Origin of the sequence: Paenibacillus filicis, from assembly GCF_038070315.1 — a bacterium.
GTDB classification, from domain to species: Bacteria; Bacillota; Bacilli; order Paenibacillales; family NBRC-103111; genus Paenibacillus_G; species Paenibacillus_G filicis.
This window is the reverse complement of record NZ_JBBPCC010000012.1, coordinates 96,316-119,063: the sequence shown is the minus strand read 5'-3', so window position 1 is coordinate 119,063 and position 22,748 is coordinate 96,316. Positions and strand designations below refer to the sequence as shown.

General features: G+C 55.7%; 24 protein-coding genes and 1 other annotated feature. Of the genes, 16 read left to right on the top strand and 8 right to left on the bottom strand.

The features are described from left to right. Nucleotides 1–15: 15 nt before the first annotated feature. The 9 genes from WMW72_RS18910 to WMW72_RS18870 all read left to right on the top strand — a co-directional run bounded on the left by WMW72_RS18910 (nt 16) and on the right by WMW72_RS18870 (nt 9,312). Nucleotides 16–255 (top strand): hypothetical protein, encoded by a 240-nt coding sequence (locus WMW72_RS18910; RefSeq protein ID WP_341417098.1) that lies wholly within the window; start codon nt 16–18, stop codon nt 253–255. A 265-nt stretch (nt 256–520) separates the two neighbouring features. Beyond that, nucleotides 521–1,642 (top strand): BMP family lipoprotein, encoded by a 1,122-nt coding sequence (locus WMW72_RS18905; RefSeq protein ID WP_341417097.1) that lies wholly within the window; start codon nt 521–523, stop codon nt 1,640–1,642. Nucleotides 1,643–1,799: 157 nt separating this feature from the next. Further along, nucleotides 1,800–3,323 carry an ABC transporter ATP-binding protein gene (locus tag WMW72_RS18900; protein ID WP_341417096.1) on the top strand — a complete coding sequence of 508 codons (1,524 nt, stop codon included), beginning with the start codon at nt 1,800–1,802 and terminating at the stop codon, nt 3,321–3,323. Continuing rightward, nucleotides 3,320–4,393: an ABC transporter permease gene (locus WMW72_RS18895; RefSeq protein ID WP_341417095.1), complete on the top strand. Its 1,074-nt coding sequence runs from the start codon at nt 3,320–3,322 to the stop codon at nt 4,391–4,393. Before WMW72_RS18900 ends, WMW72_RS18895 begins: the two co-directional genes overlap by 4 nt. A gap of 4 nt (nt 4,394–4,397) precedes the next feature. Then, nucleotides 4,398–5,351, top strand: coding sequence for an ABC transporter permease (locus tag WMW72_RS18890; protein WP_341417094.1), 954 nt, complete (start codon nt 4,398–4,400; stop codon nt 5,349–5,351). A gap of 205 nt (nt 5,352–5,556) precedes the next feature. Continuing rightward, entirely contained in the window at nt 5,557–6,513 is a 957-nt protein-coding gene (locus WMW72_RS18885; RefSeq protein WP_341417093.1) for a sugar-binding transcriptional regulator, read from the top strand. 34 nt (nt 6,514–6,547) lie between these two features. Continuing rightward, the gene (deoC, locus tag WMW72_RS18880; RefSeq protein WP_341417092.1) at nt 6,548–7,231 is read left to right on the top strand and encodes a deoxyribose-phosphate aldolase; all 684 of its coding nucleotides are present in this window, start codon (nt 6,548–6,550) and stop codon (nt 7,229–7,231) included. 180 nt (nt 7,232–7,411) lie between these two features. Continuing rightward, a complete protein-coding gene (locus tag WMW72_RS18875; protein WP_341417091.1) occupies nt 7,412–8,284 on the top strand; it encodes an SMP-30/gluconolactonase/LRE family protein in 873 nt (290 codons plus the stop codon). Between the two features lie 206 nt (nt 8,285–8,490). Beyond that, entirely contained in the window at nt 8,491–9,312 is an 822-nt protein-coding gene (locus WMW72_RS18870; RefSeq protein WP_341417090.1) for a PPK2 family polyphosphate kinase, read from the top strand. A 127-nt stretch (nt 9,313–9,439) separates the two neighbouring features. Here WMW72_RS18870 and WMW72_RS18865 read toward each other — a convergent pair whose 3' ends face one another. Both WMW72_RS18865 and WMW72_RS18860 read right to left on the bottom strand, forming a co-directional pair. Continuing rightward, complete coding sequence (locus WMW72_RS18865; RefSeq protein WP_341417089.1) at nt 9,440–10,120, bottom strand: LrgB family protein; 681 nt, start codon at nt 10,118–10,120, stop codon at nt 9,440–9,442. Then, nucleotides 10,120–10,491 (bottom strand): CidA/LrgA family holin-like protein, encoded by a 372-nt coding sequence (locus WMW72_RS18860; protein WP_341417088.1) that lies wholly within the window; start codon nt 10,489–10,491, stop codon nt 10,120–10,122. The genes WMW72_RS18865 and WMW72_RS18860 overlap by 1 nt, the downstream gene beginning before the upstream one ends. 103 nt (nt 10,492–10,594) lie before the next feature. On the opposite strand from WMW72_RS18860, the gene WMW72_RS18855 reads away from it, so the two are divergent. Then, on the top strand, nt 10,595–11,500 hold the full coding sequence (locus tag WMW72_RS18855; RefSeq protein WP_341417087.1) for a LysR family transcriptional regulator: 906 nt from the start codon (nt 10,595–10,597) through the stop codon (nt 11,498–11,500). 50 nt (nt 11,501–11,550) lie between these two features. On the opposite strand, the gene WMW72_RS18850 is transcribed toward WMW72_RS18855, so the two are convergent. The 6 genes from WMW72_RS18850 to WMW72_RS18825 form a co-directional block, all read right to left on the bottom strand. Beyond that, on the bottom strand, nt 11,551–11,901 hold the full coding sequence (locus WMW72_RS18850) for a 4Fe-4S binding protein (RefSeq protein ID WP_341417086.1): 351 nt from the start codon (nt 11,899–11,901) through the stop codon (nt 11,551–11,553). After that, nucleotides 11,898–13,502: an FAD-dependent oxidoreductase gene (locus WMW72_RS18845; RefSeq protein ID WP_341417085.1), complete on the bottom strand. Its 1,605-nt coding sequence runs from the start codon at nt 13,500–13,502 to the stop codon at nt 11,898–11,900. The genes WMW72_RS18850 and WMW72_RS18845 overlap by 4 nt, the downstream gene beginning before the upstream one ends. After that, nucleotides 13,484–14,536, bottom strand: a complete 1,053-nt coding sequence (locus WMW72_RS18840; protein ID WP_341417084.1) for an ABC transporter substrate-binding protein — start codon at nt 14,534–14,536, stop codon at nt 13,484–13,486. Before WMW72_RS18840 ends, WMW72_RS18845 begins: the two co-directional genes overlap by 19 nt. A 46-nt stretch (nt 14,537–14,582) precedes the next feature. After that, nucleotides 14,583–15,440 (bottom strand): ABC transporter permease, encoded by an 858-nt coding sequence (locus WMW72_RS18835; RefSeq protein WP_341417083.1) that lies wholly within the window; start codon nt 15,438–15,440, stop codon nt 14,583–14,585. Nucleotides 15,441–15,528: 88 nt separating this feature from the next. After that, entirely contained in the window at nt 15,529–16,374 is an 846-nt protein-coding gene (locus tag WMW72_RS18830) for an ABC transporter permease (protein WP_341417081.1), read from the bottom strand. Nucleotides 16,375–16,396: 22 nt separating this feature from the next. Next, a complete protein-coding gene (locus tag WMW72_RS18825; protein ID WP_341417080.1) occupies nt 16,397–17,182 on the bottom strand; it encodes an ABC transporter ATP-binding protein in 786 nt (261 codons plus the stop codon). Nucleotides 17,183–17,583: 401 nt separating this feature from the next. Between WMW72_RS18825 and WMW72_RS18820 the strand changes: the two genes are divergently transcribed. The 6 genes from WMW72_RS18820 (at nt 17,584) to WMW72_RS18795 (ending at nt 22,746) form a co-directional block, all read left to right on the top strand. Continuing rightward, nucleotides 17,584–18,480 (top strand): SDR family oxidoreductase, encoded by an 897-nt coding sequence (locus WMW72_RS18820; RefSeq protein WP_341417079.1) that lies wholly within the window; start codon nt 17,584–17,586, stop codon nt 18,478–18,480. A 99-nt stretch (nt 18,481–18,579) separates the two neighbouring features. Continuing rightward, nucleotides 18,580–19,479 carry an SDR family oxidoreductase gene (locus tag WMW72_RS18815; protein WP_341417078.1) on the top strand — a complete coding sequence of 300 codons (900 nt, stop codon included), beginning with the start codon at nt 18,580–18,582 and terminating at the stop codon, nt 19,477–19,479. A gap of 246 nt (nt 19,480–19,725) precedes the next feature. Continuing rightward, the gene (locus WMW72_RS18810; protein ID WP_341417077.1) at nt 19,726–20,139 is read left to right on the top strand and encodes a MerR family transcriptional regulator; all 414 of its coding nucleotides are present in this window, start codon (nt 19,726–19,728) and stop codon (nt 20,137–20,139) included. Between the two features lie 48 nt (nt 20,140–20,187). Beyond that, entirely contained in the window at nt 20,188–21,135 is a 948-nt protein-coding gene (locus WMW72_RS18805; RefSeq protein ID WP_341417076.1) for an aldo/keto reductase, read from the top strand. 151 nt (nt 21,136–21,286) lie between these two features. Then, nucleotides 21,287–21,898, top strand: a complete 612-nt coding sequence (locus WMW72_RS18800; protein ID WP_341417075.1) for an SRPBCC family protein — start codon at nt 21,287–21,289, stop codon at nt 21,896–21,898. A 90-nt stretch (nt 21,899–21,988) separates the two neighbouring features. Beyond that, nucleotides 21,989–22,219 (top strand) — a binding site (T-box leader). A gap of 62 nt (nt 22,220–22,281) precedes the next feature. After that, the gene (locus tag WMW72_RS18795) at nt 22,282–22,746 is read left to right on the top strand and encodes a DALR anticodon-binding domain-containing protein (protein ID WP_341417074.1); all 465 of its coding nucleotides are present in this window, start codon (nt 22,282–22,284) and stop codon (nt 22,744–22,746) included. Nucleotides 22,747–22,748 lie beyond the last annotated feature (2 nt).

Here is a 22,748-nt window from a genome sequence, read left to right as displayed (position 1 = left end):
TGGCGGGGGTGCCCTATGGATATGGACGAAGCGGATCATCCGGCAAACCCCTTGGCTGCGAGGATGTTTTTTGTAAGCTTGGGCACACTTGCTAGTAGAGCGGAAGCCGCATCCATGGATGAGATAGACAGCACCAGAGGGTGCTGCAACTATTTGAATGTTCAGGTAACTATCATCGAGCTGACAAATAAATATTTTGTTGAAAATAGAGATGAGATATTTGTTTACAAATTGTCCTCTTCCACTTATATTTAAGATATTGTTAACAAATGATACAGTTCGACTTTTACAAAATTTCAGTCTTTAGATGTCGAATTGCAGCTTGCCCGCATGGTCGGAATGTCACAAACAATCAAGGTTTTGCAGAAAATGTAAGGAATGATGGAGGCATGCAATCCTTCATGAGTAGGTTTTTGCGGACACTAGGTTCATTATGTTATTGTTGTGAATGGGACTAGAGTCTGGGTATGTTCTAACCCGTGTTCAAAACATCAACTGAAGAAAAAAGGGGTCAGGCGGTATGAAAAAAGGACTAATCTCGTTAGCAATTGTAAGTGCCATGATGTCGGTTGTTGTCGGCTGTGGCAGCAGCAAATCCGGTAACGAAGGTACGAAAGATTCTGGAGGCGGAGCTAGCGCACCAGCAGCAGCAGCGAAATTTCAGGTAGGTATGGTTACCGACGCCGGTACCATCGATGACAAATCGTTTAACCAAGGCACTTGGGAAGGACTTCAGAAGGCCGGCAAGGAATTCGGCATGGCAACCAAGTACCTGAAACCGGCCGGCACGACCGAAGCGGAATACCTGAAAGAAATCGGCAACCTATACGATGCAGGCTTCAAATTCATCGCAACGCCGGGCTTTAAGTTCGAAACGGCGATCTTCAAGGCTCAAGATAAATACAAAGATGCAAAATTCATCATCATCGACGGAGCGCCTCACGCAGGTGACGGCAAGCCGGTCGTAAAGGACAATACGGTTGCGATCTTCTTTGCTGAGCATGAATCCGGCTTCCTGGCTGGCGTAGCGACTGCTCTTCAACTGAAGGAAGCAGAAGCGGGCTTCATCGGCGGTATGGAAATTCCGGCTGTACAGAAGTTCAACTGGGGCTTCCAGCAAGGCGTGAAGTATGCCAACGAGAAGCTGGGTACGAAGATTACGATCAAGCCTGAGAACGTCGTTTACCAAGGCAGCTTCGACAACGTAGCGGCAGGTGCACAATTGGCGGCTCAAATGTATGATAAAGGCGTGAAAGTTGTCTTCGCTGCAGCAGGCGGCGTAGGCGTAGGCGCGATCAACGAAGCGAAAACGCGTGCGAACGCAGGCAAAGACGTATGGGTTGTCGGCGTAGACGTTGACCAATTCGCTGACGGCGTGTACAAGGACGGTAAATCCGTAATCCTGACTTCCGCCGTGAAGAAAATCGACTTGGCTGCCTATGACATGGTGAAGGACGCCAAGGACGGCAAGTTCCAAGGCGGCAAAACACTGACGTTTGACGCGAAGAACGATGGCGTAGGTATTCCTGAGAAAAACCCGAACCTGAAGGACGAAACAGTCGCTAAGGTGAAGGAAGTTTCCGGAAAAATCAAGAGCGGCGAGATTAAAGTCGCAGCTGAAAAGGGCGATCTGATCAAGTAATCGGACAGTCTGCGAAGTATTTATCGATTTAACCGAAGAGACGGACGTTGCCCGTCTCTTTTTTCTCGAAGTTCAGCAGGCGATGGGGCTGCGCGCGGTCTCTGCCAGACGAGTATGTACGCGCAGCGCTTTATCCCGGAAAGGAGCCGATACTTATATGGACTATGTAGTCGAAATGCTGGGGATCCGCAAAGAATTTACCGGTATCGTCGCCAATGACGATATTACGCTCCAGTTGAAGAAAGGCGAGATTCACGCGCTCCTGGGCGAGAACGGGGCCGGCAAGTCGACGCTGATGAGCATTCTGTTCGGCATGTACCAGCCGGACCGCGGCGTAATCAAGGTCAAGGGCGCCGAGACTAAAATCGCCAACCCGAATGTCGCGAACAAGCTGGGCATCGGGATGGTGCATCAGCATTTTAAGCTGGTGAGCAATTTTACCGTCACGGAAAATATTATGCTGGGCAACGAGCTGCGCAAGGGCGTGGTGCTGGATCTCAAAGGCGCCGCCAAGCGTATTGAGGAATTATCCAAGCGCTACCGGCTCAATGTGGACCCGTATGCGAAGATCGAGGACATCTCGGTCGGGATGCAGCAGCGTGTCGAAATCTTGAAGATGCTCTACCGCGACGCGGAAGTGCTTATTCTGGACGAGCCGACGGCGGTGCTGACGCCTCAGGAGATTCAAGAGCTGATCGGCATCATGCAGCATCTGATTCAGGAAGGCAAGTCGATCATCATCATCACGCATAAGCTCAAGGAGATCAAGGCAGCCGCTCACCGCTGTACCGTTATCCGGCGGGGCAAGACGATCGGAACAGTGGACGTGGCGACGACCAGCGAACAGAAGATGGCCGAGATGATGGTCGGACGCCAGATCACGTTCAAGGTGGACAAGGCGCCGAGCAAGCCGGGCGAGGTTGTGCTGAAGCTGGACAAGCTGACCGTGAATAAGGCGAAGAACGTGCCAGGGCTGAAGTCCTTCTCGCTCGAGGTTAGAGCCGGGGAGATTGTCGGCATCGCCGGGGTCGAAGGCAACGGCCAGTCTGATCTCGTCGAAGCGATCACGGGACTGCGCAAGGTGGAGTCCGGGAGCATCGAATTCAAGGGAAGCGATATCGTGGAGCTATCCATTCGCAAACGTATTGAAAGCGGTATCGGCCACATTCCCGAGGACCGGCAGAAGCGGGGACTCGTGCTGGATTATACGCTTGAAGAGAACATGGTGCTGGAGATTTATAACCGGGAGCCTTTCTCCCGCAGCGGCATTTTGAACAAATCGAAAATTCGCAGCTACGCCGAAGGCATTCTGTCGAGCTTCGATGTCCGTTCCGGGCAAGGGTCTACCTCGGTCACCCGGTCGTTGTCCGGGGGCAATCAACAGAAGGCGATTATCGGGCGGGAGATCGAATTGAACCCGAAGCTGCTGATTGCGGTGCAGCCTACGCGCGGTCTGGATGTCGGCTCGATCGAGTACATCCACAAGCGTCTGATTGAGCACCGGGATAAAGGCAATGCGGTGCTGCTGGTATCGCTGGAGCTGGACGAAGTCCTGAATGTATCCGACCGGGTCGCGATTTTGAACAACGGGGAGCTAGTAGATACCGTGATTACAGCAGAAACAACGGAAAATGAAATGGGCTTGATGATGGCCGGCGTAAAGCGGGGGGACCAGGTATGAGGAATATTACCATTTCGCTGATGGCTGTCGTCTTCGGCTTGCTGGCCGGGGCTGTGCTGATGCTCATCACGGGACACAATCCGCTGCTTGGGTACCAATTCTTGTTCCAAGGCGGTCTGAAAAACCTGGAGCGCATCGGCAATACGCTGGCGACGGGGACGCCGCTGATTTTTACGGGTTTGTCTGTGGCTTTCGCCTTCCGGACGGGATTGTTCAATATCGGCGCGGCAGGACAAATGCTGTTCGGCGGCTTCTGCGCAACGGCCGTCGGACTCAATCTAGACGTGGCGCGACCGCTGCTGCTTTTGTTGATGGTGCTAGCCGGTATGATCGGTGGCATGCTGTGGGCGTTCATCCCGGGTCTGCTCAAAGCCAAATACAACGTGCATGAGGTCGTATCCACGATCATGATGAACTGGATCGCTTATTGGACGATCTATTATGCCGTGCCTGCCTACCTCAAGGCCGAGTTTCTGGAGACCGAATCCAGGCCGCTGCCGGAAGCGGCGACGCTCCGGGTGCCTTTCCTCTCGGAGATGTTCGACGGCTCCTATATCAATCTGGGCTTGTTCCTGGCGGTTATCACCGTCATCGTCATTGCGTTCATTATTAATAAAACGACGCTCGGCTATGAGCTCAAAGCGGTCGGCTTCAATAAGTATGCGGCTGAATATGCAGGAATTGCGGTCAACCGCGGCGTGGTGCTTTCGATGGTGATCTCCGGCGGTTTGGCCGGACTCGCAGGGGTGGCGCATTATGCAGGCAACGCGTCAAACATGCAGATCGGCCTGCTGCCTTCGCAGGGCTACGACGGGATTGCCGTCGCGCTGCTCGGAGCCAATGCGCCGCTCGGGGTTATGATCTCAGCTCTGTTCTTCGGCCTGCTGTATTCGGGCCGGGGCTTCATGAATGCGATGACGGAGACCCCGCCGGAAATCGCGGATTCCATTATCGCCATCATCATTTACTTTGCGGCCACCAGCGTGCTGATGGACCGGCTGATTCAACGCTTCAAAGCCAAAAAACGCCGTTCGGAGCAGGCCGGCAGTGCGAAGGGGAAGGGGGAGTAGGACGATGTGGACGATAATACAACAAATTTTCCCTTATGCGATCGTGTTCACGATTCCCCTCCTGATTACGGCACTCGGGGGACTGTTCAGCGAGCGAAGCGGGATTGTCAATATCGGTCTGGAAGGGCTGATGGTGGTCGGCGCCTTCGTCACCGCGTTCGTGACGTTTAAGCTTAATGAGATTTACCCGCATAATCCGAATCTGGCCTGGTTCGGGCTGCTGGCGGCTATGGTCGTCGGCGTGCTGTTCTCGCTGCTCCATGCCTTCGCGAGTATCAATCTGAGCGCCAATCAGGTCATCAGCGGTACGGCGATCAATATGATTGCCGGAGCGATTACGGTATTTCTTGCCCGAAACATGACAGGCAGTGGCAACATCCGCATCCAGAATGGACTGCAGCCCTTCGACATCTGGGGGCTGGTGGACATTCCAGTAATCGGCGACCTATTCTTCAGGAAGACGTATATGACGACCTGGGTCATTCTGGGGCTTGTGCTGCTTAGCGCGTTCGTGCTGAAAAAGACAGCCTTCGGCCTGCGGCTGCGAGCCTGCGGCGAATATCCGCAAGCAGCCGAAGCGGCCGGCATTAATGTTAGAAAGATGCGCTACTTCGGTGTCATGATCTCCGGCGCTTTCGCGTCGCTCGGCGGGGGCATCCTGCTGGTGACGATTGCTGGCGAGTTTACCGGCAGTGTGGCGGGTCTCGGCTTCCTATCGCTTGCAGCCTTGATCTTCGGCCAATGGAGACCGCTCGGCGTGCTCGCGGCAACACTGTTCTTCGGCTTTGCCAGCACGCTGGCCAATGTCTCGCAGGTTATTCCTACACTGGCGGTCATCCCGCCGATCATCCTTAAGGTATTCCCTTATGTGGTGACGCTCGTCGCGCTGGTGGTCTTCTCCAAATCGTCGCAGGCGCCCAAAGCGGCGGGAGAAGTGTTTGACTCCGGCAAGCGATAGACAAGCTGGCTTGATCAGAGCCTTAGACAAGCAGGGCGCTAGCCCTGCTTTTGATTATCGAGGAAAAAAGAATCAGGTTTGGTTATGAATATGGATTTACAAATAGAGCCGGCAGCCGTATAGTTAAGAAGGGATGAACAAATGATAAGTAATTAAGTTTACATTTGTTCAGACTGGGTGGTCGACAAAGGAAGAGTGAATGCCGATGACCGATGATCGAGTGGAAGATAAACGGGCGAAGATGATCGACGCGGCCCGGATGTATTATCAGCTTGACTATAACCAGCAGGAGATTGCCCTCAAGCTGGGGATCTCCCGCCCGACGGTAAGCCGGTTTTTGCAGCAGGCCAAGGAAGAGGGCTTTGTGCAGATCAAGATTGTCGATCCCTGGGAGCATATTGGCAACCTGACCGGTCAGATTAAACGAAAGTTTAATCTGAAGCATGCTGTCATCGTCACAGTCCCCGAATATGATGATGTCACAGTCAAGAAATATCTCGGAGAAAAAGCGGCCGACTATTTGCACCAGACGGTGAAGGATGGGGACATCATCGCGACGACCTGGGGGACACAGCTGTACGAAATGGCGCTGCGTCTGCAGGACAAGCATCTGAAGGACATCAAGGTCGTCCAACTGAACGGCGGTGTGAGCCATTCGGAGACGAATACCTACGCCTATGAAATTGTCCATTTATTCGGCAAAGCGTTCCATACGGTTCCTTATTTTATCCCGCTGCCTGCTCTTGTGGACGATCCGGTGGTACGGACGGCGATCGAGTCGGACCGCCATATCCGCAACATTCTCGAGCTCGGCAAGCAATCGAACCTGGCCTTTATCACGGTCGGCGCGCCGACGGAGGATTCTGTGCTGATTAAGGCCAATTATTTCACGGAAGCGGATCTCGCTACGATTCAGGAGAAAGGTGCGGGAGATATTTGCTCCCGTTACATCGATGTGAACGGCCGGATTATTTCCAAGGAGTTAAACCGGCGGACGATCGGGATTGATCTGGAGGAACTTAAGCGGAAGGACCAGTCGGTCCTGGTAGCCGGAGGAGCCAAGAAAGTAGACGGCATCTACGGCGCGCTGCGCGGCCAATATGCCAATGTTCTGATCACCGATCAGTTTACGGCCAAATATTTGCTCGAGCGCGACAGCTAGTTGTGCGATCGGGCTATGAGAGGGAGTAAAAACGATGAAACCAGCAACGACGCCAAGCCAATTGGCAGCATATTTCGACCATACTTTATTGAAACCAGAGAGCACCGCCGAGGGAATTATCCGCCTGTGCGAGGAAGCCAAGCAATACGGCTTCGCTACCGTGTGCGTCAATCCTTACTGGGTGCCGACTGCGGCTGAGCAGCTGGCCGGTTCGGCAGTAGGTATTACGACGGTTATCGGTTTTCCGCTAGGGGCGACGAGCACCTTCGCCAAGATGACGGAAGCCCGCGATGCCATCGCAGCAGGCGCGACGGAGATCGATATGGTACTTAACGTCGGCGCGCTGAAATCCGGGTGGCTGGATGAGGTAGAGCGGGATATTGCCGGCGTGGTTCAAGTATGCCGGGGCCGCGCTATTGTCAAAGTCATTCTCGAAACCGGGCTGTTGACCGATGAGGAGAAGGTGAAGGCTTGCGAGCTGAGCAAGTGTGCTGGTGCGGACTTCGTCAAAACCTCCACAGGCTTTGGGCCAGGCGGCGCTACCGTGGAGGATATCGCATTGATGCGCCAAACGGTAGGTGCAGGGATGGGCGTTAAGGCTTCCGGCGGCGTGCGCGATCTGGAGACGGTACAGAAGATGATCGATGCCGGGGCGACGCGTGTCGGAGCAAGCGCGAGTGTAGCGATTGTATCCGGCCTGCAGGGAGACGGCTATTAATTCACCGAAGCGGCATAGTGCTGAAGAACAGCATAGAGATGAGTTAGCAGACCTCGCCATAAGGCGGGGTCTGTTTGCCTATACAGCAGCTATCCTTGCGCAACGGCGAATGGAAATGATAGGATTTGATTATACAACCTATTTTTCTTGACATTCTATGGACAGCCAAGGAGGAGAACGATGCAAGCGGAGCTGGTATGGGAAGCAAAGGCTGAATTGGGCGAAGGGCCGCATTGGGACCGGGAGAAGCAGATGCTGTACTGGGTCGATATTACAGGGCGCCGCATTCATGCTTATCATGCACCCAGCGATACGGAGGACGTGTATGATTTCGACCGGATGGTCAGTGCGGTCATTCCTGCTGAAGAGGGAGGACTTATTGTGACTCTTCAGGATGGGATTTACCGGTTCCACCCGGAGGACGATGCGCTGCACTTATTGACGGAAGTGGAGGCTGATCTGCCGAGGACCAGGATGAACGACGCCAAGTGTGATCCGACTGGCCGACTATGGGCGGGGACGATGCGTATGGACGGCTCCAAGGAGCTCGGAGCGCTGTATGTGCTGGAACGAGACGGTCGTTTTCGTCAAGCGCTTACCGACATAGGCTGCTCGAACGGACTTGCCTGGGACGTCCAGCGAGGCCGGATGTACTATATCGATACGGGGACGCGCCGGGTCGATGCGCTAGATTGGGATGCCAGCACGGGAGCCATTGCTAACCGCAGGCCAGCCGTGCGTTTCCCTGACGATGCAGGCTGGCCGGACGGGATGACGATCGATGCGGAAGGCATGCTCTGGGTCGGGCATTGGGGCGGGGGTCGCATCTCGCGCTGGGACCCGGATACAGGCAGTCTGCTCGCCGAGGTGACCGTGCCGGCACTGAATGTGACCTCCTGCACATTCGGCGGTCGGGACTTGGATGAATTGTACATTACAACGGCAAGAGAAGGTATGAGTGCGGAGCAATCCGCCCGGTATCCGCTGGCTGGGAGCCTATTCAAGGTCAGGCCCGGTGTCCGCGGAACTGCCGGGCAACCGTTCGGCTCCTGATCACTGACCCGCCTGTAAGCCAACTGACCGCTTGCAAGCCGGGACGCTCCTTAAGATGGGCCGGATATGGAATAAAAGCAGTAAGGACTGAGCTTGCTCAGGGGGAATGCCCCGATATCGAACGCTGGAGGTTGACCCATCTGGATATCAGGTAATGGACGAGAACAGGGCTCTGTACACAGGAGACCCAGGGAGGTTGGTTGCGGATGATCAAATCTTATGTGTGGAAGCCTGACAAACAGAAGCGGCTTCATGACTTTGATCCTGCCGACACCGGCACATTCAAGAGCAAGCATGAGGTGCAGGAGCAGATTGAGAAGCTCAAGGAAGAGCTGGACGAGCTGCAGAATAAATTGTTCGCCCAGAAGCAATATTCCGTGTTGATCGTGTTTCAGGGGATGGATTGCAGCGGCAAGGACGGGACGATTCGCAAGGTGCTTGGAGTCTTGAACCCGCAGGGCTTCAAGGTTGTCTCCTTCAAGCGGCCGACCGAAGACGAAGCTGCACATGACTTTCTGTGGCGTACTCACCGGGAGACTCCTGCTCGCGGCTACATCACGGCATTCAACCGCTCTTATTATGAGGATGTGCTGATTACCCGCGTCCACGGCCAGGTTGATAAGAAAGAGGCCAAGCGGCGGTTCGCGTCCATCCGGCATTTCGAAGAGCTGATGGCCGATCATGATACGGTTGTATTAAAAATTTTCTTACATATTTCCAAGGAATTTCAGTTGAACAAAATCCGTCAGAGGCTGGATGATCCGGCCAAGGCCTGGAAATTCGATCCGACGGACCTGGCGGAACGAGAATATTGGGATGAATACCAGCGTGCCTATGAGGATGTATTCGAGCATTGCAGTGACAAGCAGGCTCCGTGGCATATCGTGCCGTCCGATCACCGCTGGTACCGGGATTACCTCGTGCTTAACATTATCGTAGAAGCATTGAGAAAGCTGCCGCTGGCTTATCCCAAGCTTACCGCGCACTCCGAGTCTAAGGTTGAGGTTGAGGATCCGGTTCAGGAGTGAGCTAGGATTTACAGGTATCGACAAAAAACTTCTCTCTGACGAGAGAAGTTTTTTGTCATGTGCGGCGGGGATGACTCCTGCCGCGAAGCGAAGAGAGGCCTCGAGCTTATGGAGGCTCATTGACTTGTCAGCCGGCCAGCCAATGCAGCAGCCACGGTGTGGAGCACAAGATGACGAAGGCGGTGAGGATCATCGAGATGCTGGAAATGGAGCCGGTTAAGGCATCGTATTCGAAGGCCTTAGTCGTGCCTGCCGTATGGGCGCTAGTACCCAGCAGTACGCCGCGGGCGATGGCGTTGCGGATGCGGAAAATCCGGATGACCAACGGACCGATCAGGATGCCGAGCAAGCCGGTCAGCAGGACGAACAGAGCAGTCAAGGCAGGCAGGCCGCCGTTCATCCCGGACACGGCCAGCGCTATCGGAGTTGTCGCCGAGCGCGGGGCGAGGCTGCCAACGATCTGATCGCTCAGCTGTAAGCTGCGGGCAAGCCACACCGAGGTCGTGATCGAGACCAAGGCTCCGGTCAGCACGCTGACCCCGATGGCCAGTGCGTGTTTCTTCAAGATGTGAACATTTTTGTACAGCGGGACGGCCATGGCCACGGTGGCAGGACCGATCATGCTGCTGATCCAGGAGGTGCCGGCTTCGTAGGTGCCGTAAGGAATGCCCGACTCTAGCAGAACAGCTACGATGAACGCCGGAGCAAGCAGCAGGGGCGACAGGAGTGTGACCGGGCGCAGCCGGTACAGACGCTTGACCGCCCCGTAGATCAGGATGGTAACTATGAAGCAGGCTGCATACAGCATTAAGACTGTCCCCTCTCCTTCTTGCGCGCAAAACGTTCGGTCAACAGCCCGGAACAAATCATCACAAGCACGGTACTGCAGGCGACGACGATCAGAATACGCATTCCGCTGGCTAATAGGATAGCTTTATATTCAATCATGCCTGCGGCTGGCGGAATAAAGAAGAGCAGCATCTCGGCCAGCAGCCATTTGGCGCCCAAATCGATCCATTCCAGCTTGATCAGCTTGAATTGCAGCAGAAGAAACACAAGAGCCAGCCCCAGAATGCTGCCGGGAACCGGAAGCCGGAGAAGCTGCGCCAGAGCATTCATCAGGCTGGAGACTGCGATAAAGAACAACACTTGAGCGAGACTCTTAAGAAAGGCTTGCATCGCCGTACTCCTTTTTAATGAAAGTATACAGCTGTTATTTTCATTGGTAAAATGAATATATTGAATAGTTTTCATTCCATTTATCTATACATAAGGAGGATTTATGGAAATCCGCGACTTGCAATATGTGACTGAGCTGGCGCGTTGGCGCAGCTTCACCAAGGCTGCAGAGGCGCTGCACATTACGCAGCCGACGCTCAGTAAGATGATCCGCAATCTGGAGTCGGAGCTTGGCGTCGATCTGTTTGTGCGCGTCGGAAAACGGGTGGAGGTCACGGATGCCGGAGCTTTGATTTGTGAACAGGGGCAGATGATTTTGCAGGCTTTCGCCAGTCTGGACCGGGAGCTGAAGGATATGACCGGTCTACATAAAGGCTCCATCCGGATCGGGCTGCCGCCTATGGCAGGATCGAGTTTTTTCGCCGGCGTGATGAGCCGTTTTCGTGCCAGGTACCCGGGGTTGGCGATTCAGATGGTGGAGGATGGTGCGAGGCGCATTGAGAAGGAAGTCACGCTAGGCCGACTGGATATGGGGGTGACCGTACTGCCGACGGATGAGGAGGAGTTCTCTGTTCACTCGATCATTGAACGGCGCCTGAAGCTTATCGTGCATCCACAGCACAGACTCGCAGGGAGAACAGAAGTAGCTTTGCTGGAGCTCGAGCATGAGCCGTTCATTTTGTTTCGCGAGGATTTTGCGCTGCATGACATTATTATCGATGAGTGCGAGCGTGCCGGCTTCCAGCCGAATGTGATGTATGAAAGCTCACAATGGGATTTTATCCGCGAGCTGGTAGCGGCTAATCTGGGGGTAGCGCTGCTTCCCGAAACGATATGCGAGTCTCTGGACCCTGCTCATGTTGCACAGGTTCATCTAGTAGATCCCGTTATTCCTTGGCATCTGGCGATGATTTGGCGGCGAGATACGTATTTGTCCCATGCAGCGCGGGCGTGGATCAGCTTCGTGAAGAATTCGTTCGGAGAGAACGGGGAAATACGTGAAACCTGACGGCTAGTGCTCTTAGACTCCAGCCGTCAGGTTTCACGAAGGATGCAAGGTCAAGAGGTCGCCTTGCGGGGAGGTAAGATGCGGTCGATAAACGGCGTCGTGTCCAGCTCGGCGAGCCTGGTCCGGCCTTTGCCCCAACCGATGGTCTCGCGCCAGCTGCCGAGCAGCTTGGAGTCGATCAACTGCTCCTGTAAGGGCGGAGTTTCCAAGGGGTCCGCATAGGGAGCTACATACAGGGCATCGACCGGGCAGTAAGCCTCGCAGATGAAGCAGGTCTGGCAGTCCTCCTGCCTGGCGATCACAGGCAGACCTGTCGGGCCTTCGTCAAATACATTCGTCGGGCACACGCGGACGCACATATTGCAGGAGACGCAGCGTTCTTGGCTGACAAGTTCAATCATGGGACAACAACCTCCTGCCGGTACGGCTGTGCTTCCTTGCGGATACGAATCCGCTCCAGCCCGGAGACGATAAGCCGGTGCTGCTGGGCCGGGTCGGTGTCCGGGTATTCGGCCAGAGCATGCAGCACGCGTGATTCTTTGCGTTCCAGCGCAGCGGTGTACATCCAGCGGGCCGTTGCCAGCATCGCGGCGGCTTCGCGGGTGCGTACGCGCCCTTGCACGCCAGGGCGTACCGTACCCGTGAGGCCGCTCTCCCATAGGCCATGCAGCCGTTCCAGCGAGGCTTGGAGCACCGGCTCGCTGCGGAAATAATTGATGTCCAGCGGGAAGACTTCCTGCTGGACGCCATGAACGAGCGCCGCGGAGTCGATCTCCTCCGCGGTATGAGCGCCTGCCTCCAGCCCATACCGCCCGGCTGGGCGGAGACGGCGCTCGCTTACGCTGCGGCTCTGCGCCAGCGCGTACTTGGCAGCTCCGGCTCCGGACCACGTGCCGGAGCTGATGGCCCAGGATGCGTTGAACGCGCCGCCTCCGGACTTGGCTCCCGTAACCCGCTCGCGGGTCGCGGCATCGCCTGCGGCGTATAGCCCGCTTACGGTGGTGCCGCAATCGTCGCTCACGAGACGGATGCCACCTGTGCCGCGTACAGTCCCCTCATAGCGAAGCGTCAGCGGGAAGCGTTCCGTGAACGGATCGATGCCTGCCCGGTCGAGCGGAAGGAAGAAGATCGCATGCGATTTGCGCAGAATCTGGCGCTTTTCCTCGGTATCGGCATGATTGAGCACCGCATAAACGGGTCCCTGGCTCAGCATGCGTGGCAGGAAGTCGCCGGCCCGCGGCCCACCGCCCTGCAGCACGGTGCCGTCCTCAGCTGTATAGGTAGCCCAGTTCAGCAGCCGGCCACGGGTATTGGTGCCGAATGCAGCACTAGGAGCGTACTGCCGGGTGAATTCCATCCCGGACAGCTCGGCTCCGAGCTCCGCGGCCATTAGCAGGCCGTCGCCGGTGAGCACGTTGCAGCCGAGTCCCTTGCTAAGGAAGGCGCAGCCCCCCGTCGCGATGACGACGGCATGGGCGCGGACCTCCCATTCTCCGCCGTTCAGGCGGGAGACGCCTCTTGCTCCGCCGACCCCATGCTCATCGACAAGCAGCTCGAGCGCAGGGGACTGATCGAGAATTTTAACACCGGCGCGGGCCACCTGTCTGCGCATCAGCTTCATGTATTCCGGACCCTGCAGATGATCCCGCAGGGGTACGCCGTCTTCGTCGCGGCGGAACGGATATCCCCAGCTTTCCACCAGCACCAGACTCTCGTAGACCTGATCGAGCACCCGGTGAATCCAGGCGGGCTCGGCCAGATACCCGCTCTCGCGGTACCGCTGCTGCACGGCTTGCTCCCGGAGCTCCGGATCGGGCGGCAGGTACAGCAGATTGGTACCGCCTGGCGCAGTCGCGCCGCTGGATCCGAGATAGCCCTTGTCGACCAGCACGACCCGGGCGTTATGCTTGGCGGCGCTCCAAGCCGCCCAAGCTCCGGCCGGACCTCCTCCAATGACCAGCACATCCGCTTCCAGCTTCGTCGTCATGGCTTCAGAATCCATTGCTTGATATCGATGTCTTTCTCCGCGAGCTTCTCGTCGACCAGGAATTTCTTGGTGCCTTCGAGCAGCTTGATGCCGTCGTCGGTGAACGGCACGTCCTTAATGCCGCTGATCGGGCTAACCTTCTCCATCAGCTCCGGTGTTGAGTTGTTCAGCTCAGCCAGAAACTTGTAGTATTCGGCCGGCTTGGATTTCAGGTCGTTCAGCGCCTTCAGCCGCACTTCGTTCCAAATCTTTGGGAAGTCCGGGTTTTTGCTCAAATAATCCTCGCTGACAACCGTCGCACTCGTCCCGATCAGGTTCGGATGCTTGGTCGCATCGTCGATCAGCGGATACCCTTGGTCGATCTGCTTGAGGGCGAATACGCCGGTGTTGGTCATCGCATCGACTTCTCCGCGAGCCAGGGCAGCCTCCGCATCGGGGCGCAGCATATGCACGATCTTCACGTCGGTGATGTTATTTTCTTTGAGCAATCCCGCCAGATAGCGGTGATGAAACGATCCTTTCTGGGTGGTGACCGTTTTGCCCTTCAGGTCAGCTAGCGTCTTCGGGCCGTTCTTCTTGCCGATCAGGTAGCCGATGCTGTCCGTGGTTCCCTGCGTGATGAAGCGGGTTTTGGCGCCGGTGGATTTGGCCAGAATAGCCGGCGTGTCGCCCAGGCTGCCGAAGTCCAGCCGTCCGCTGATCAGCGATTCGCTCAGATCGGGGCCGTTAGGGAAGGCAGTCAGCTTGATATCCGTGATCCCGTACTTTTTCAATTCCTCCTGAATGATCCCCTTGTAGAAGCCCCAGCCTTCGGCGGTTCCCGGGTAGTTCAGCTTGCTCGTGCCAATATAGCCGTAGCTCAGCGTAGCCGGTACCGACGCCTTGGTTGCCCCGGAGTTGGAGCCTGAGCTGGTTGGTGCCGCTCCTGTCGAGATGGTTCTCTCGCCTGCTCCGCAGGCTTGTGTCACCAGCATAGTGAGCACGATAGCGAGCATGCCTCCTGCAAAGCGCGCTTTGCGGAATCTTGATTGGATGGATGATGATTTCATTGAACATTTCCCCTTTTCTGTGTGCGGATTCTGTAGAAGCAGTTGGTTAACCTTGAAAATTATCTCTCCAGCCGAGCAATTTGCGCTCAAGCAAGCGGACAAGTGAATCGACGAGCTTACCGATCACGGCGAATACGATGACCCCCACAAAGATCAGCTCGGTGGTGGCTGTCTGCTTGCCGAAATTGATCAGGAAGCCGACACCTGCCTGGGAGCCGATCAATTCCGCCACGACCAGGCCGAGCCAGGAGATGGCGACCGATAAGCGCAGCCCAAGCAGGATGCCGGGCAGGGAAGCGGGCAGAATGAGCCGGAAAATTTGCTGGGTTCGGCTGAAGTTCAGCACGCGAGCTACCTCGAACCACTTCTGGTCCACGCTGCGGATGCCGAGGAACGTATTCATGTACATCGGGAAGAAGGAGCCTGCGGCGATGATGACGATTTTGGACGTTTCCCCGAAGCCGAACCATAGAATGATCAGTGGCGCAATCGCCAGATGGGGAATGACCCGGAGCATCTGGAAGGAAGGATCGAGCATAAACTCGAGCCGCTGTACGAAGCCGACCAAAAAGCCGAATACGAGACCCAGCGAGCCTCCGATCAGAAAGCCGACCGCTGCGCGCTGCAGCGAGATGGCCAGATGTTGAACAAGCTCGCCTGAAGCGAATAACGTACGGAACTCTCCGGCGATATGGAGCGGCGTCGGCAGGAATTCACGGGAGAATAACCCGAAGTCACCGGCCAATTGCCAGACGACGACGATCAGTACAGGGAGCAGGGCGCCGATCACGAGATCGTTCACCTTCTCCTTCAGCCACCTGGCCCGGTTCAGCGCCAGCTCGGCCTGGTCGTCCCGCTCGGCAAGCGATGTCTGCTGCTCCAGCGCCTTAACTGCATTGCTCATTGGATGACCTCCTCCAGGCTTTCCATAGGAAAGCCACTTCGTAAGCAAAAGCTCCAGGCTTTCCGATAGGAAAGCCGTTATGACCGTCTTAGCGGCCTTGATAGCTGTCGCGCCAGCTCAGCCACTTGCGCTCCAGCAACCGCACCAGCGCATCGGACAATATACCGAACGAGGCGAAGATCAAGATGCCGACGAAGACAATTGGCGTCTTCGAAAATTGCCGGGCATCGGACATCAGGTAGCCGATACCGGCCGTCGAGCCCATCAGCTCGGCGACGACGAGTCCCAGCCACGAAACGCCGAGCGAGATGCGCACGCCCAGCAAAATATTTGGCAGTGCCGCCGGGATGATGAGCCGCATGATTTGCTTCCAACGGCTAAATCCCAGCACACGCGTCACATCGAACAGCCTGTTGTCCACACCGCGGATGCCCATGTATGCATTGATATACAGCGGGAAGAAGGCTCCCTTCGCGATAAGCAGCACCTTGGAGGTTTCGCCGATACCGAACCATAGGATGAAGAGCGGCGCTATCGCCAGATGGGGCACCATCCGGATCATCTGCACAGTCGGATCGAGTGCTCGCTCGGTTTGCCGGAACAAGCCGACCAGGATGCCGAAGGCGAGCCCGAGGCTTGCGCCAAGAGCGAAGCCTCCCAGGGCACGGAGGACGCTGATCTTCAGGTTGTCGCCGAGCTCTCCGGTCTGGGCGAGCCGTACGGCGGCCTGCGCGATGCGGAGCGGTGTGGGAAAGAGCAGGGAGGATATAATCCCCAGATCGCCGAGCACCTGCCACAGGGCCAACACCAGAATCGGGACAAGCGAGCCTAGTCCGATCCGGGCGAGCCGCTGGCGGCTTCTCAATTGCTGCTCTGTCAGGAGCCCTTTCCGGCTCCCGGGCAGTCCGGGAGCGGGTGACACGCTTTGGCTCATCGCATATTCCTCCGCATCTGTTCTAAATGCCGGAGCTGTCGATCAGCTCCAGCTCCTCAATTTTCTCGAATTCGCTGAGAACCTTCAGGCGAAGCTCTTGAAACGACGTGGTTGTCTTCTTGCGGGGCAGCGGCAGGTCGATCGGCACGATGTTGCGGATCGCTCCCGGCCGGGGCTTGAGAATGACGACGCGGTTCGCCAGATAGATGGCTTCATCAATATCATGGGTGACGAAGATCATGGTCGTTTTGTTCTTCTGCCAGATGTCGAGCAGAACTTCCTGCATATGCGTCCGGGTGAACGCATCCAGAGCACCGAACGGTTCGTCGAGCAGCAGCACCTTCGGGTTGCGCAGCAGCGCCCTGGCGATGGCGACCCGCTGAGCCATCCCGCCCGACAGCTCGCGGGGGTACGACTTCTCGAAGCCTTCGAGCCGAACGAGTGCAATCAGCTCATTGACCTTCTCGCGAACCGCCGGATCGCGCAGGGACAGATCGGCGGCGATATTTTTCTCCACGGTTAGCCAAGGGAACAGCCGGGGCTCCTGAAAGATAAAGCCCTTATCGATGCCTGGTCCCTTGATCGGTTGTCCCCCGAGGCGCACATCCCCCGCATACTGGACATCAAGACCGGCGATGATCTTAAGCAGTGTGCTTTTGCCGCAGCCGCTCGGTCCGATGACCGTCAGAAACTCTCCTTCTTTTACATGCAGTACAATGTCATGCAAAGCCTGAACGGACCCTTTGTTCGAATGAAAGGTTTTGTTAACATGCTCAATGCTCAATAACGGTTCAGACACAGTCTTCATCTCCTCCAGCCCCACATACGAAAACGGAGCCCAATCCAAATGACAGCATTCAGAAAAGGTCTCCGTTTTGTAAGGTAGACATTATTCAATTTAAATCATAGTTTTCAGGTGTGAATTAAATGATTTTGGACTATCGTATCAACCAGCCGTCCTTCTGTCAACGGAAAAATGAGCCGCCATGATATCTGCAGACTGGGCTAATGACGAAATATGTTAAGGATTTCTTCTAAAGAAAGGCGCTTCCATATATTTTCTGAGTCAGGTACGACTATTTTGCGAAACGGATCAGGGTCTTTTATTCAAAATGAATCAAAGTTTATTATCCAAACCGGTAAGGGGCACCATTTGCCCATGGGTGAATAACCTAATTGCAAGAACGCCCAGATCAGGAGGAGTTTCCAATGTATCCGTATTATCCCCCTATAGGCACGGAGAAGACCTGTAAGGAAATGCCTGTCTTCTTTCCCGACCAGCATCAGGACCGGCAGCCCGGGCTTGAATACTTAATGCAGCCCCTGCCGATTTCTGACAATCCAAGCTATGTCGGCAGCGGCAAGCTGAAAGACAAAGTGGCCATTATCACCGGCGGGGATAGTGGTATCGGACGCGCTGTGGCCATTGCCTTTGCCAAGGAGGGGGCCGACCTTGCGATTTCTTATCTCAATGAGCATCGGGATGCGAGAGAGACTGCCGAGATGGTGGCTGGGTACGGACGACGCTGCCTGCTGCTGCCAGGGGATCTGCGGGATGAGCAGTGGTGTCGGGAGGTTGTGAGCCGGACCGTGGCTCAGTACGGGAAGTTAAATGTGCTTGTCATCAATCACGGCGTACTGTTTCGACAGCCGAGTATTATGGACATCAGCCGCCAGCAGCTGGAGGATACGTTTCACGTCAATATCTTCCCCAGCTTCTTTCTGACCCAGGAGGCTTTGCCGCATCTGAGGCCGGGAAGCTCGATTATTAGCACAACATCCGTAACGGCCTACAAGGGGGTGCCGGAGATGGTCGATTACTCCGCGTCAAAAGGGGCGATCGTATCCTTTACCCGTTCGCTCTCGCTGCAGCTGGCCCGCACCGGCATCCGGGTCAATGCGGTGGCTCCCGGCCCGATCTGGACCCCTCTGCAGGTTCTCTTCACCAACGAATATATCCGGACGTTTGGCGTCGATACGCCGATGGGCCGTCCTGGTCAGCCATTCGAGCTGGCCCCGACTTATGTGTATCTGGCCTCCGATGATTCCGGTTATGTCACGGGTCAAGTACTCCATGTGAACGGAGGAACGATAACGGAAAGCTGATCACGCAACGTGGAGGTGCCCTTTCAGCAGAATCGAAGGAGCATCATGGACTTAAAGTAAGCAACTATTTGCCAGAAGCTGAAATCAGGAGGAATTCGCATGTATCCGTCTTATCTCCCTATAGGCTGGGAAAAGTCCTGCGAGGAACGGTCCATATTTTTTCCTGCCCAGCATCAGGATCGGCAGCCGGGGTTCGAATACTTGATGCAGCCGCCGCCGATTTCCAATAACCCGAGTTACATGGGCAGTGGCAAGCTGAAGGATAAGGTTGCCATCATCACTGGCGGAGACAGTGGTATCGGGCGTGCCGTGGCGATTGCCTTTGCCAAGGAGGGGGCGGATTTGGCGATCGCCTATCTGGATGAGCATCGGGATGCGAAAGCCACTGCCGAGATGGTGGCCGGATACGGAAGGCGCTGCCTGCTGCTGCCCGGGGATCTGAGGGATGAGCTGTGGTGCCGGGAAGTTGTACGCCGGACGGCAGCTTATTATGGAAAGTTGAATGTGCTGGTTATCAATCAGGGCGTGCAGTTCCCGCAAACCAGTATGATGAAGATCACCCGGCGGCAGCTGGAGGATACGTTTCGAACGAATGTTTTTCCTAGTTTTTTCCTCACACAGGAAGCTCTGCCGCATCTGAAGCCTGGCAGCTCGATTATTAGCACGACATCGGTTACGGCCTATAAGGGGAATCCGCAGCTCATCGATTATTCTTCGTCCAAGGGGGCGATCGTGTCCTTCACCCGTTCGCTCTCGCTGCAGTTGATCGGTAAGGGCATCCGGGTCAACGCCGTGGCGCCCGGCCCTGTATGGAGCCCGCTGGAGGTGTCCAGCCTTAGCGCCGACTATATCCGAACGATGGGGGCCGATCTGCCGATAGGCCGCCCCGGGCAGCCGTTCGAGCTGGCTCCCGCCTATGTGTACCTGGCCTCCGACGATTCCGGTTTTGTGAGCGGTCAGGTGCTGCATGTGAACGGGGGCGTGATTGCGGGCTCCTGAACGGGAGCTGAAGGGTATCCGCAGGAAAGCGGTATCTGTCTCTGCCTTCAAGTATGCGAATCAGGGCTATTTGACGAAGTGCTAAGCTGCACTTGAAAAGTAGCCTTTTTTGACATGGACCTTCCAAATATCATGCCGACAGGATGGTTAGGATGGCTTACAATGAATCTTATGAAACACACAGGAAAGGGTATTGACTTAGAGCGCGCTCTAACGAGTAAGCTTCCATTCATAGGAGGTTCTTCCATGGGACAAATGATGGACAATGAATTGACGATTCAACAGGTTTCTGCCAGAACGGGTTTAAGTGTGCATACGTTGCGTTACTATGAACGAATTGGTCTGATGGAGCCGATCTGCCGGGCATCCAACGGGCATCGTGCGTATAAGGAGTATGATCTGGAGTGGATTACTCTGCTCATGCGGTTGCGAGCGACCGGCATGCGGATTTCGGACATGCAGCGGTTCGCGGACTTAATGCGCCATGGTGATTTGACGATTAGTCAAAGACGGGAGCAGCTCGAGGAGCATGAGCGGAAGCTGCTCGTCGAGCGGGATGAGCTTAGGCAAACCTTGCTTGTTCTGCGCGGCAAAATCGAGTACTACCGGTCCTTGGAAGAGGCTCAGCCGGTATTGAAGCCGGATTCTCAGCATGGCTGAGGTCGGCGGGAAGTTTATTAAGCGGAGAGGAAGTTAGAGATGCACACGATGAAACTTGGCCATTCTGGTATTGAGGTTAGTGCACTTGGACTGGGCTGCCTGAACTTCGGTTCTCGGACAGATAAAGAGACTTCCTATAGACTGCTGGACCAATATGTGGACGCAGGAGGAAATTTCCTGGATACGTCCAATAATTATGCTTTCTGGAATGAAGGCTGTATCGGTGGAGAGAGCGAAGCTCTGCTCGGCGCATGGTTCAAGGAGCGGGGAAACCGGGACCGTATCGTATTGGCGACCAAGGTGGGAGCCAAGCCGACGTTCGCAGGCGGGGGGTTCGAGCATAAGGAAGGATTGTCCCGCACGGCGATCGAACGGGCCATCGATGAAAGTCTGCTGCGTCTCAAAACGGATTATGTAGATTTGTATTACGCCCATATCGATGACGGGAATACGCCGCTCGAGGAGACGCTGGAGGCGATGGACGGATTGGTCAGGGCTGGTAAAGTGCGGGCACTTGGCTGCAGCAACCACTGGACATGGCGCATCGAGAAGGCGCGAAGCATCAGCTTGGCGAATGGCTGGACTTCCTACTGCTGCCTGCAGCAGCGGTTCACGTATCTTCGGCCCAAGCCTGGCGCGGATTTCGGCGTGCAGATCAGCCTCAATGATGAGTTGCTAGGTTATCTGAAGCATCATGAGGACTTTGCCCTTCTGGCATATTCGCCTCTGCTTAACGGAGCGTATACCAGGTCGGATGTGGCGCTTCCGGCACAATACGAAGGGCTGGATTCGCAGGCGAGGCTGAAGGTGCTGGCTGAGGTGGCGGGGGAGACGGGCGCAACCTTGAATCAGGTGGTCCTCGCGTGGCTGTATCAGGGCATTCCACGTACGATTTCCATCATCGCCGCAAGTCGTCCCGAACAGCTGGCGGAAAATCTCGCAGCCCCGCATCTGCTGCTTAGCGCGGAACAACTGCACCGGTTGGAGCAAGCCTGACATGCTAGCATGGGCTTAATCTAGGGAAAGCATGCTGTCGTATAGAGTGCAACAAAGATGAGTCTAGCACCCTTTTGTTAAAGACTGACAGCCAGTGTCAGTCCTGATGCGGTATACTATTCCCATAGCAAGAAGCTAAGGGGGCTAGCAGATGCCGGGTCAAGTATTCAGGCGTGATATTGAACGGGAAACGGGCAAGGCTTGGGAGCAATGGCTCCAGTGGCTTGAGGAGGATTGCGGGCCGGGGTATTCCTATGATGAATTAACCCGTTATGTGCAGGAGGTCCGGGAGGCGGACGCCAAGTGGGCGCCGATCCTCGCGGCTATGTACGAGCAGTCGCTGGGACGCAAGCCGGTCGGACTGACGAAGAATGTCGGCTTCAATATCGGCGTAAGAAAGACCGCTTCTCTAGCCAAAGAGCGGCTGTGGAGCTACCTGGTGTCGCCTGATGGCTTGAAGCTGTGGATCGGCGATGCCGAGCCATTCCCGATTGAGGTTGGCTCTACCTTTGCGTCCAAAGAAGGCGTAACCGGCAGGCTGAGTGTTGTCAAGCCTGAGGAAAAGCTGAGGCTCTCTTGGAAACGGGAGGACTGGGAGCATCCCTCCACCCTTCAGATTTATGTATTGCCGGCGGTGACCGGCAAGACGACCGTCAGCTTTCATCAGGAGAAGCTGGATGATCTGTACATGCGGCATATGATGAAGCAGCATTGGGAACAAGTAGCCGATAGCTTGATTCGGGAGGCTGGGGAACGCGGTTAGTCTGCCATTCAGCTATAGGTAAACATATTGACAATTCCTGTATCTTCCTGTATAAATAGTTCTCATATTCATCAACCTGAAGTGCATATCCGAATATTGAGGAACGGGACAGTAATCTCTGACGCACAGTTGCAGCGAGCCGGAGCAGGTGAAAGCCGGTACGGGTGTCAAGGATGAAGCGGACCCGGGAAATGGTCTGCCGAACGAAGCAAGTGTAGGCAGATCCGGTCGGAGGACCGTTATCAAGTAAAGTGGCTGTGCCGGTGAACGGCTTAGCATCTGGAGTGGTACCGCGGGAGTCGCTATGCTCTCGTCTCTTTATAGAGACGGGGGCTTTTTGGCGTTTTTCGGGCCTGCGGATAATGAATAAGGAGGATGCAGGAATGATGCAGTTAGAGATGGTAGCACTCGTAACGGCCGCGGTTCGCGAATTGTTGGCTGAGTCGGGCAAGACGGAAACAGCTTTGGAGAGGATCGCGTTTGAGCGTCCGGCTAAACTTGAGCATGGGGAGTACAGTCTGAACATTGCGATGGCACTCGCCAAGACCCTCCAGCGTTCGCCGCTGGCGATTGCTGCAGAGCTGAAGGATAAGCTGGAGCGTCAGGAGGCCATTCGCAGCCGGTTCGCCAAGGTAGAGATTGCGGCCCCCGGCTACCTGAATTTTTATGTAAGGTGGGAGGCGTGGCTGTCCCGGTGGGCGGAGGCGTTTGTTCCGGCTTTTCCGGCAAAGGGGCTCAAAGCGGTCATCGAGCATACGTCGATCAATCCGAACAAGTCGGCGCATATCGGCCATCTGCGCAACTCCTGCATCGGCGATACATTATCCAGGCTGCTCCGCAGAACGTGATA

Excerpts from the sequence above, each read along its gene's own strand:
- WMW72_RS18890 (WP_341417094.1), top strand. The coding sequence starts at position 4,398 with ATGTGGACGATAATACAACAAATTTTCCCTTATGCGATCGTGTTCACG.
- WMW72_RS18870 (WP_341417090.1), top strand. The coding sequence starts at position 8,491 with ATGATCAAATCTTATGTGTGGAAGCCTGACAAACAGAAGCGGCTTCAT.
- WMW72_RS18815 (WP_341417078.1), top strand. The coding sequence starts at position 18,580 with ATGTATCCGTCTTATCTCCCTATAGGCTGGGAAAAGTCCTGCGAGGAA.
- WMW72_RS18795 (WP_341417074.1), top strand. The coding sequence starts at position 22,282 with ATGATGCAGTTAGAGATGGTAGCACTCGTAACGGCCGCGGTTCGCGAA.
- WMW72_RS18830 (WP_341417081.1), bottom strand. The coding sequence starts at position 16,374 with ATGAGCCAAAGCGTGTCACCCGCTCCCGGACTGCCCGGGAGCCGGAAA.
- WMW72_RS18905 (WP_341417097.1), top strand. The coding sequence starts at position 521 with ATGAAAAAAGGACTAATCTCGTTAGCAATTGTAAGTGCCATGATGTCG.
- WMW72_RS18825 (WP_341417080.1), bottom strand. The coding sequence starts at position 17,182 with ATGAAGACTGTGTCTGAACCGTTATTGAGCATTGAGCATGTTAACAAA.
- deoC (WP_341417092.1), top strand. The coding sequence starts at position 6,548 with ATGAAACCAGCAACGACGCCAAGCCAATTGGCAGCATATTTCGACCAT.
- WMW72_RS18835 (WP_341417083.1), bottom strand. The coding sequence starts at position 15,440 with ATGAGCAATGCAGTTAAGGCGCTGGAGCAGCAGACATCGCTTGCCGAG.
- WMW72_RS18875 (WP_341417091.1), top strand. The coding sequence starts at position 7,412 with ATGCAAGCGGAGCTGGTATGGGAAGCAAAGGCTGAATTGGGCGAAGGG.
- WMW72_RS18800 (WP_341417075.1), top strand. The coding sequence starts at position 21,287 with ATGCCGGGTCAAGTATTCAGGCGTGATATTGAACGGGAAACGGGCAAG.
- WMW72_RS18900 (WP_341417096.1), top strand. The coding sequence starts at position 1,800 with ATGGACTATGTAGTCGAAATGCTGGGGATCCGCAAAGAATTTACCGGT.
- WMW72_RS18855 (WP_341417087.1), top strand. The coding sequence starts at position 10,595 with ATGGAAATCCGCGACTTGCAATATGTGACTGAGCTGGCGCGTTGGCGC.
- WMW72_RS18885 (WP_341417093.1), top strand. The coding sequence starts at position 5,557 with ATGACCGATGATCGAGTGGAAGATAAACGGGCGAAGATGATCGACGCG.
- WMW72_RS18895 (WP_341417095.1), top strand. The coding sequence starts at position 3,320 with ATGAGGAATATTACCATTTCGCTGATGGCTGTCGTCTTCGGCTTGCTG.
- WMW72_RS18840 (WP_341417084.1), bottom strand. The coding sequence starts at position 14,536 with ATGAAATCATCATCCATCCAATCAAGATTCCGCAAAGCGCGCTTTGCA.
- WMW72_RS18805 (WP_341417076.1), top strand. The coding sequence starts at position 20,188 with ATGAAACTTGGCCATTCTGGTATTGAGGTTAGTGCACTTGGACTGGGC.
- WMW72_RS18910 (WP_341417098.1), top strand. The coding sequence starts at position 16 with ATGGATATGGACGAAGCGGATCATCCGGCAAACCCCTTGGCTGCGAGG.
- WMW72_RS18850 (WP_341417086.1), bottom strand. The coding sequence starts at position 11,901 with ATGATTGAACTTGTCAGCCAAGAACGCTGCGTCTCCTGCAATATGTGC.
- WMW72_RS18845 (WP_341417085.1), bottom strand. The coding sequence starts at position 13,502 with ATGGATTCTGAAGCCATGACGACGAAGCTGGAAGCGGATGTGCTGGTC.
- WMW72_RS18860 (WP_341417088.1), bottom strand. The coding sequence starts at position 10,491 with ATGCAAGCCTTTCTTAAGAGTCTCGCTCAAGTGTTGTTCTTTATCGCA.
- WMW72_RS18820 (WP_341417079.1), top strand. The coding sequence starts at position 17,584 with ATGTATCCGTATTATCCCCCTATAGGCACGGAGAAGACCTGTAAGGAA.
- WMW72_RS18810 (WP_341417077.1), top strand. The coding sequence starts at position 19,726 with ATGGGACAAATGATGGACAATGAATTGACGATTCAACAGGTTTCTGCC.
- WMW72_RS18865 (WP_341417089.1), bottom strand. The coding sequence starts at position 10,120 with ATGCTGTATGCAGCCTGCTTCATAGTTACCATCCTGATCTACGGGGCG.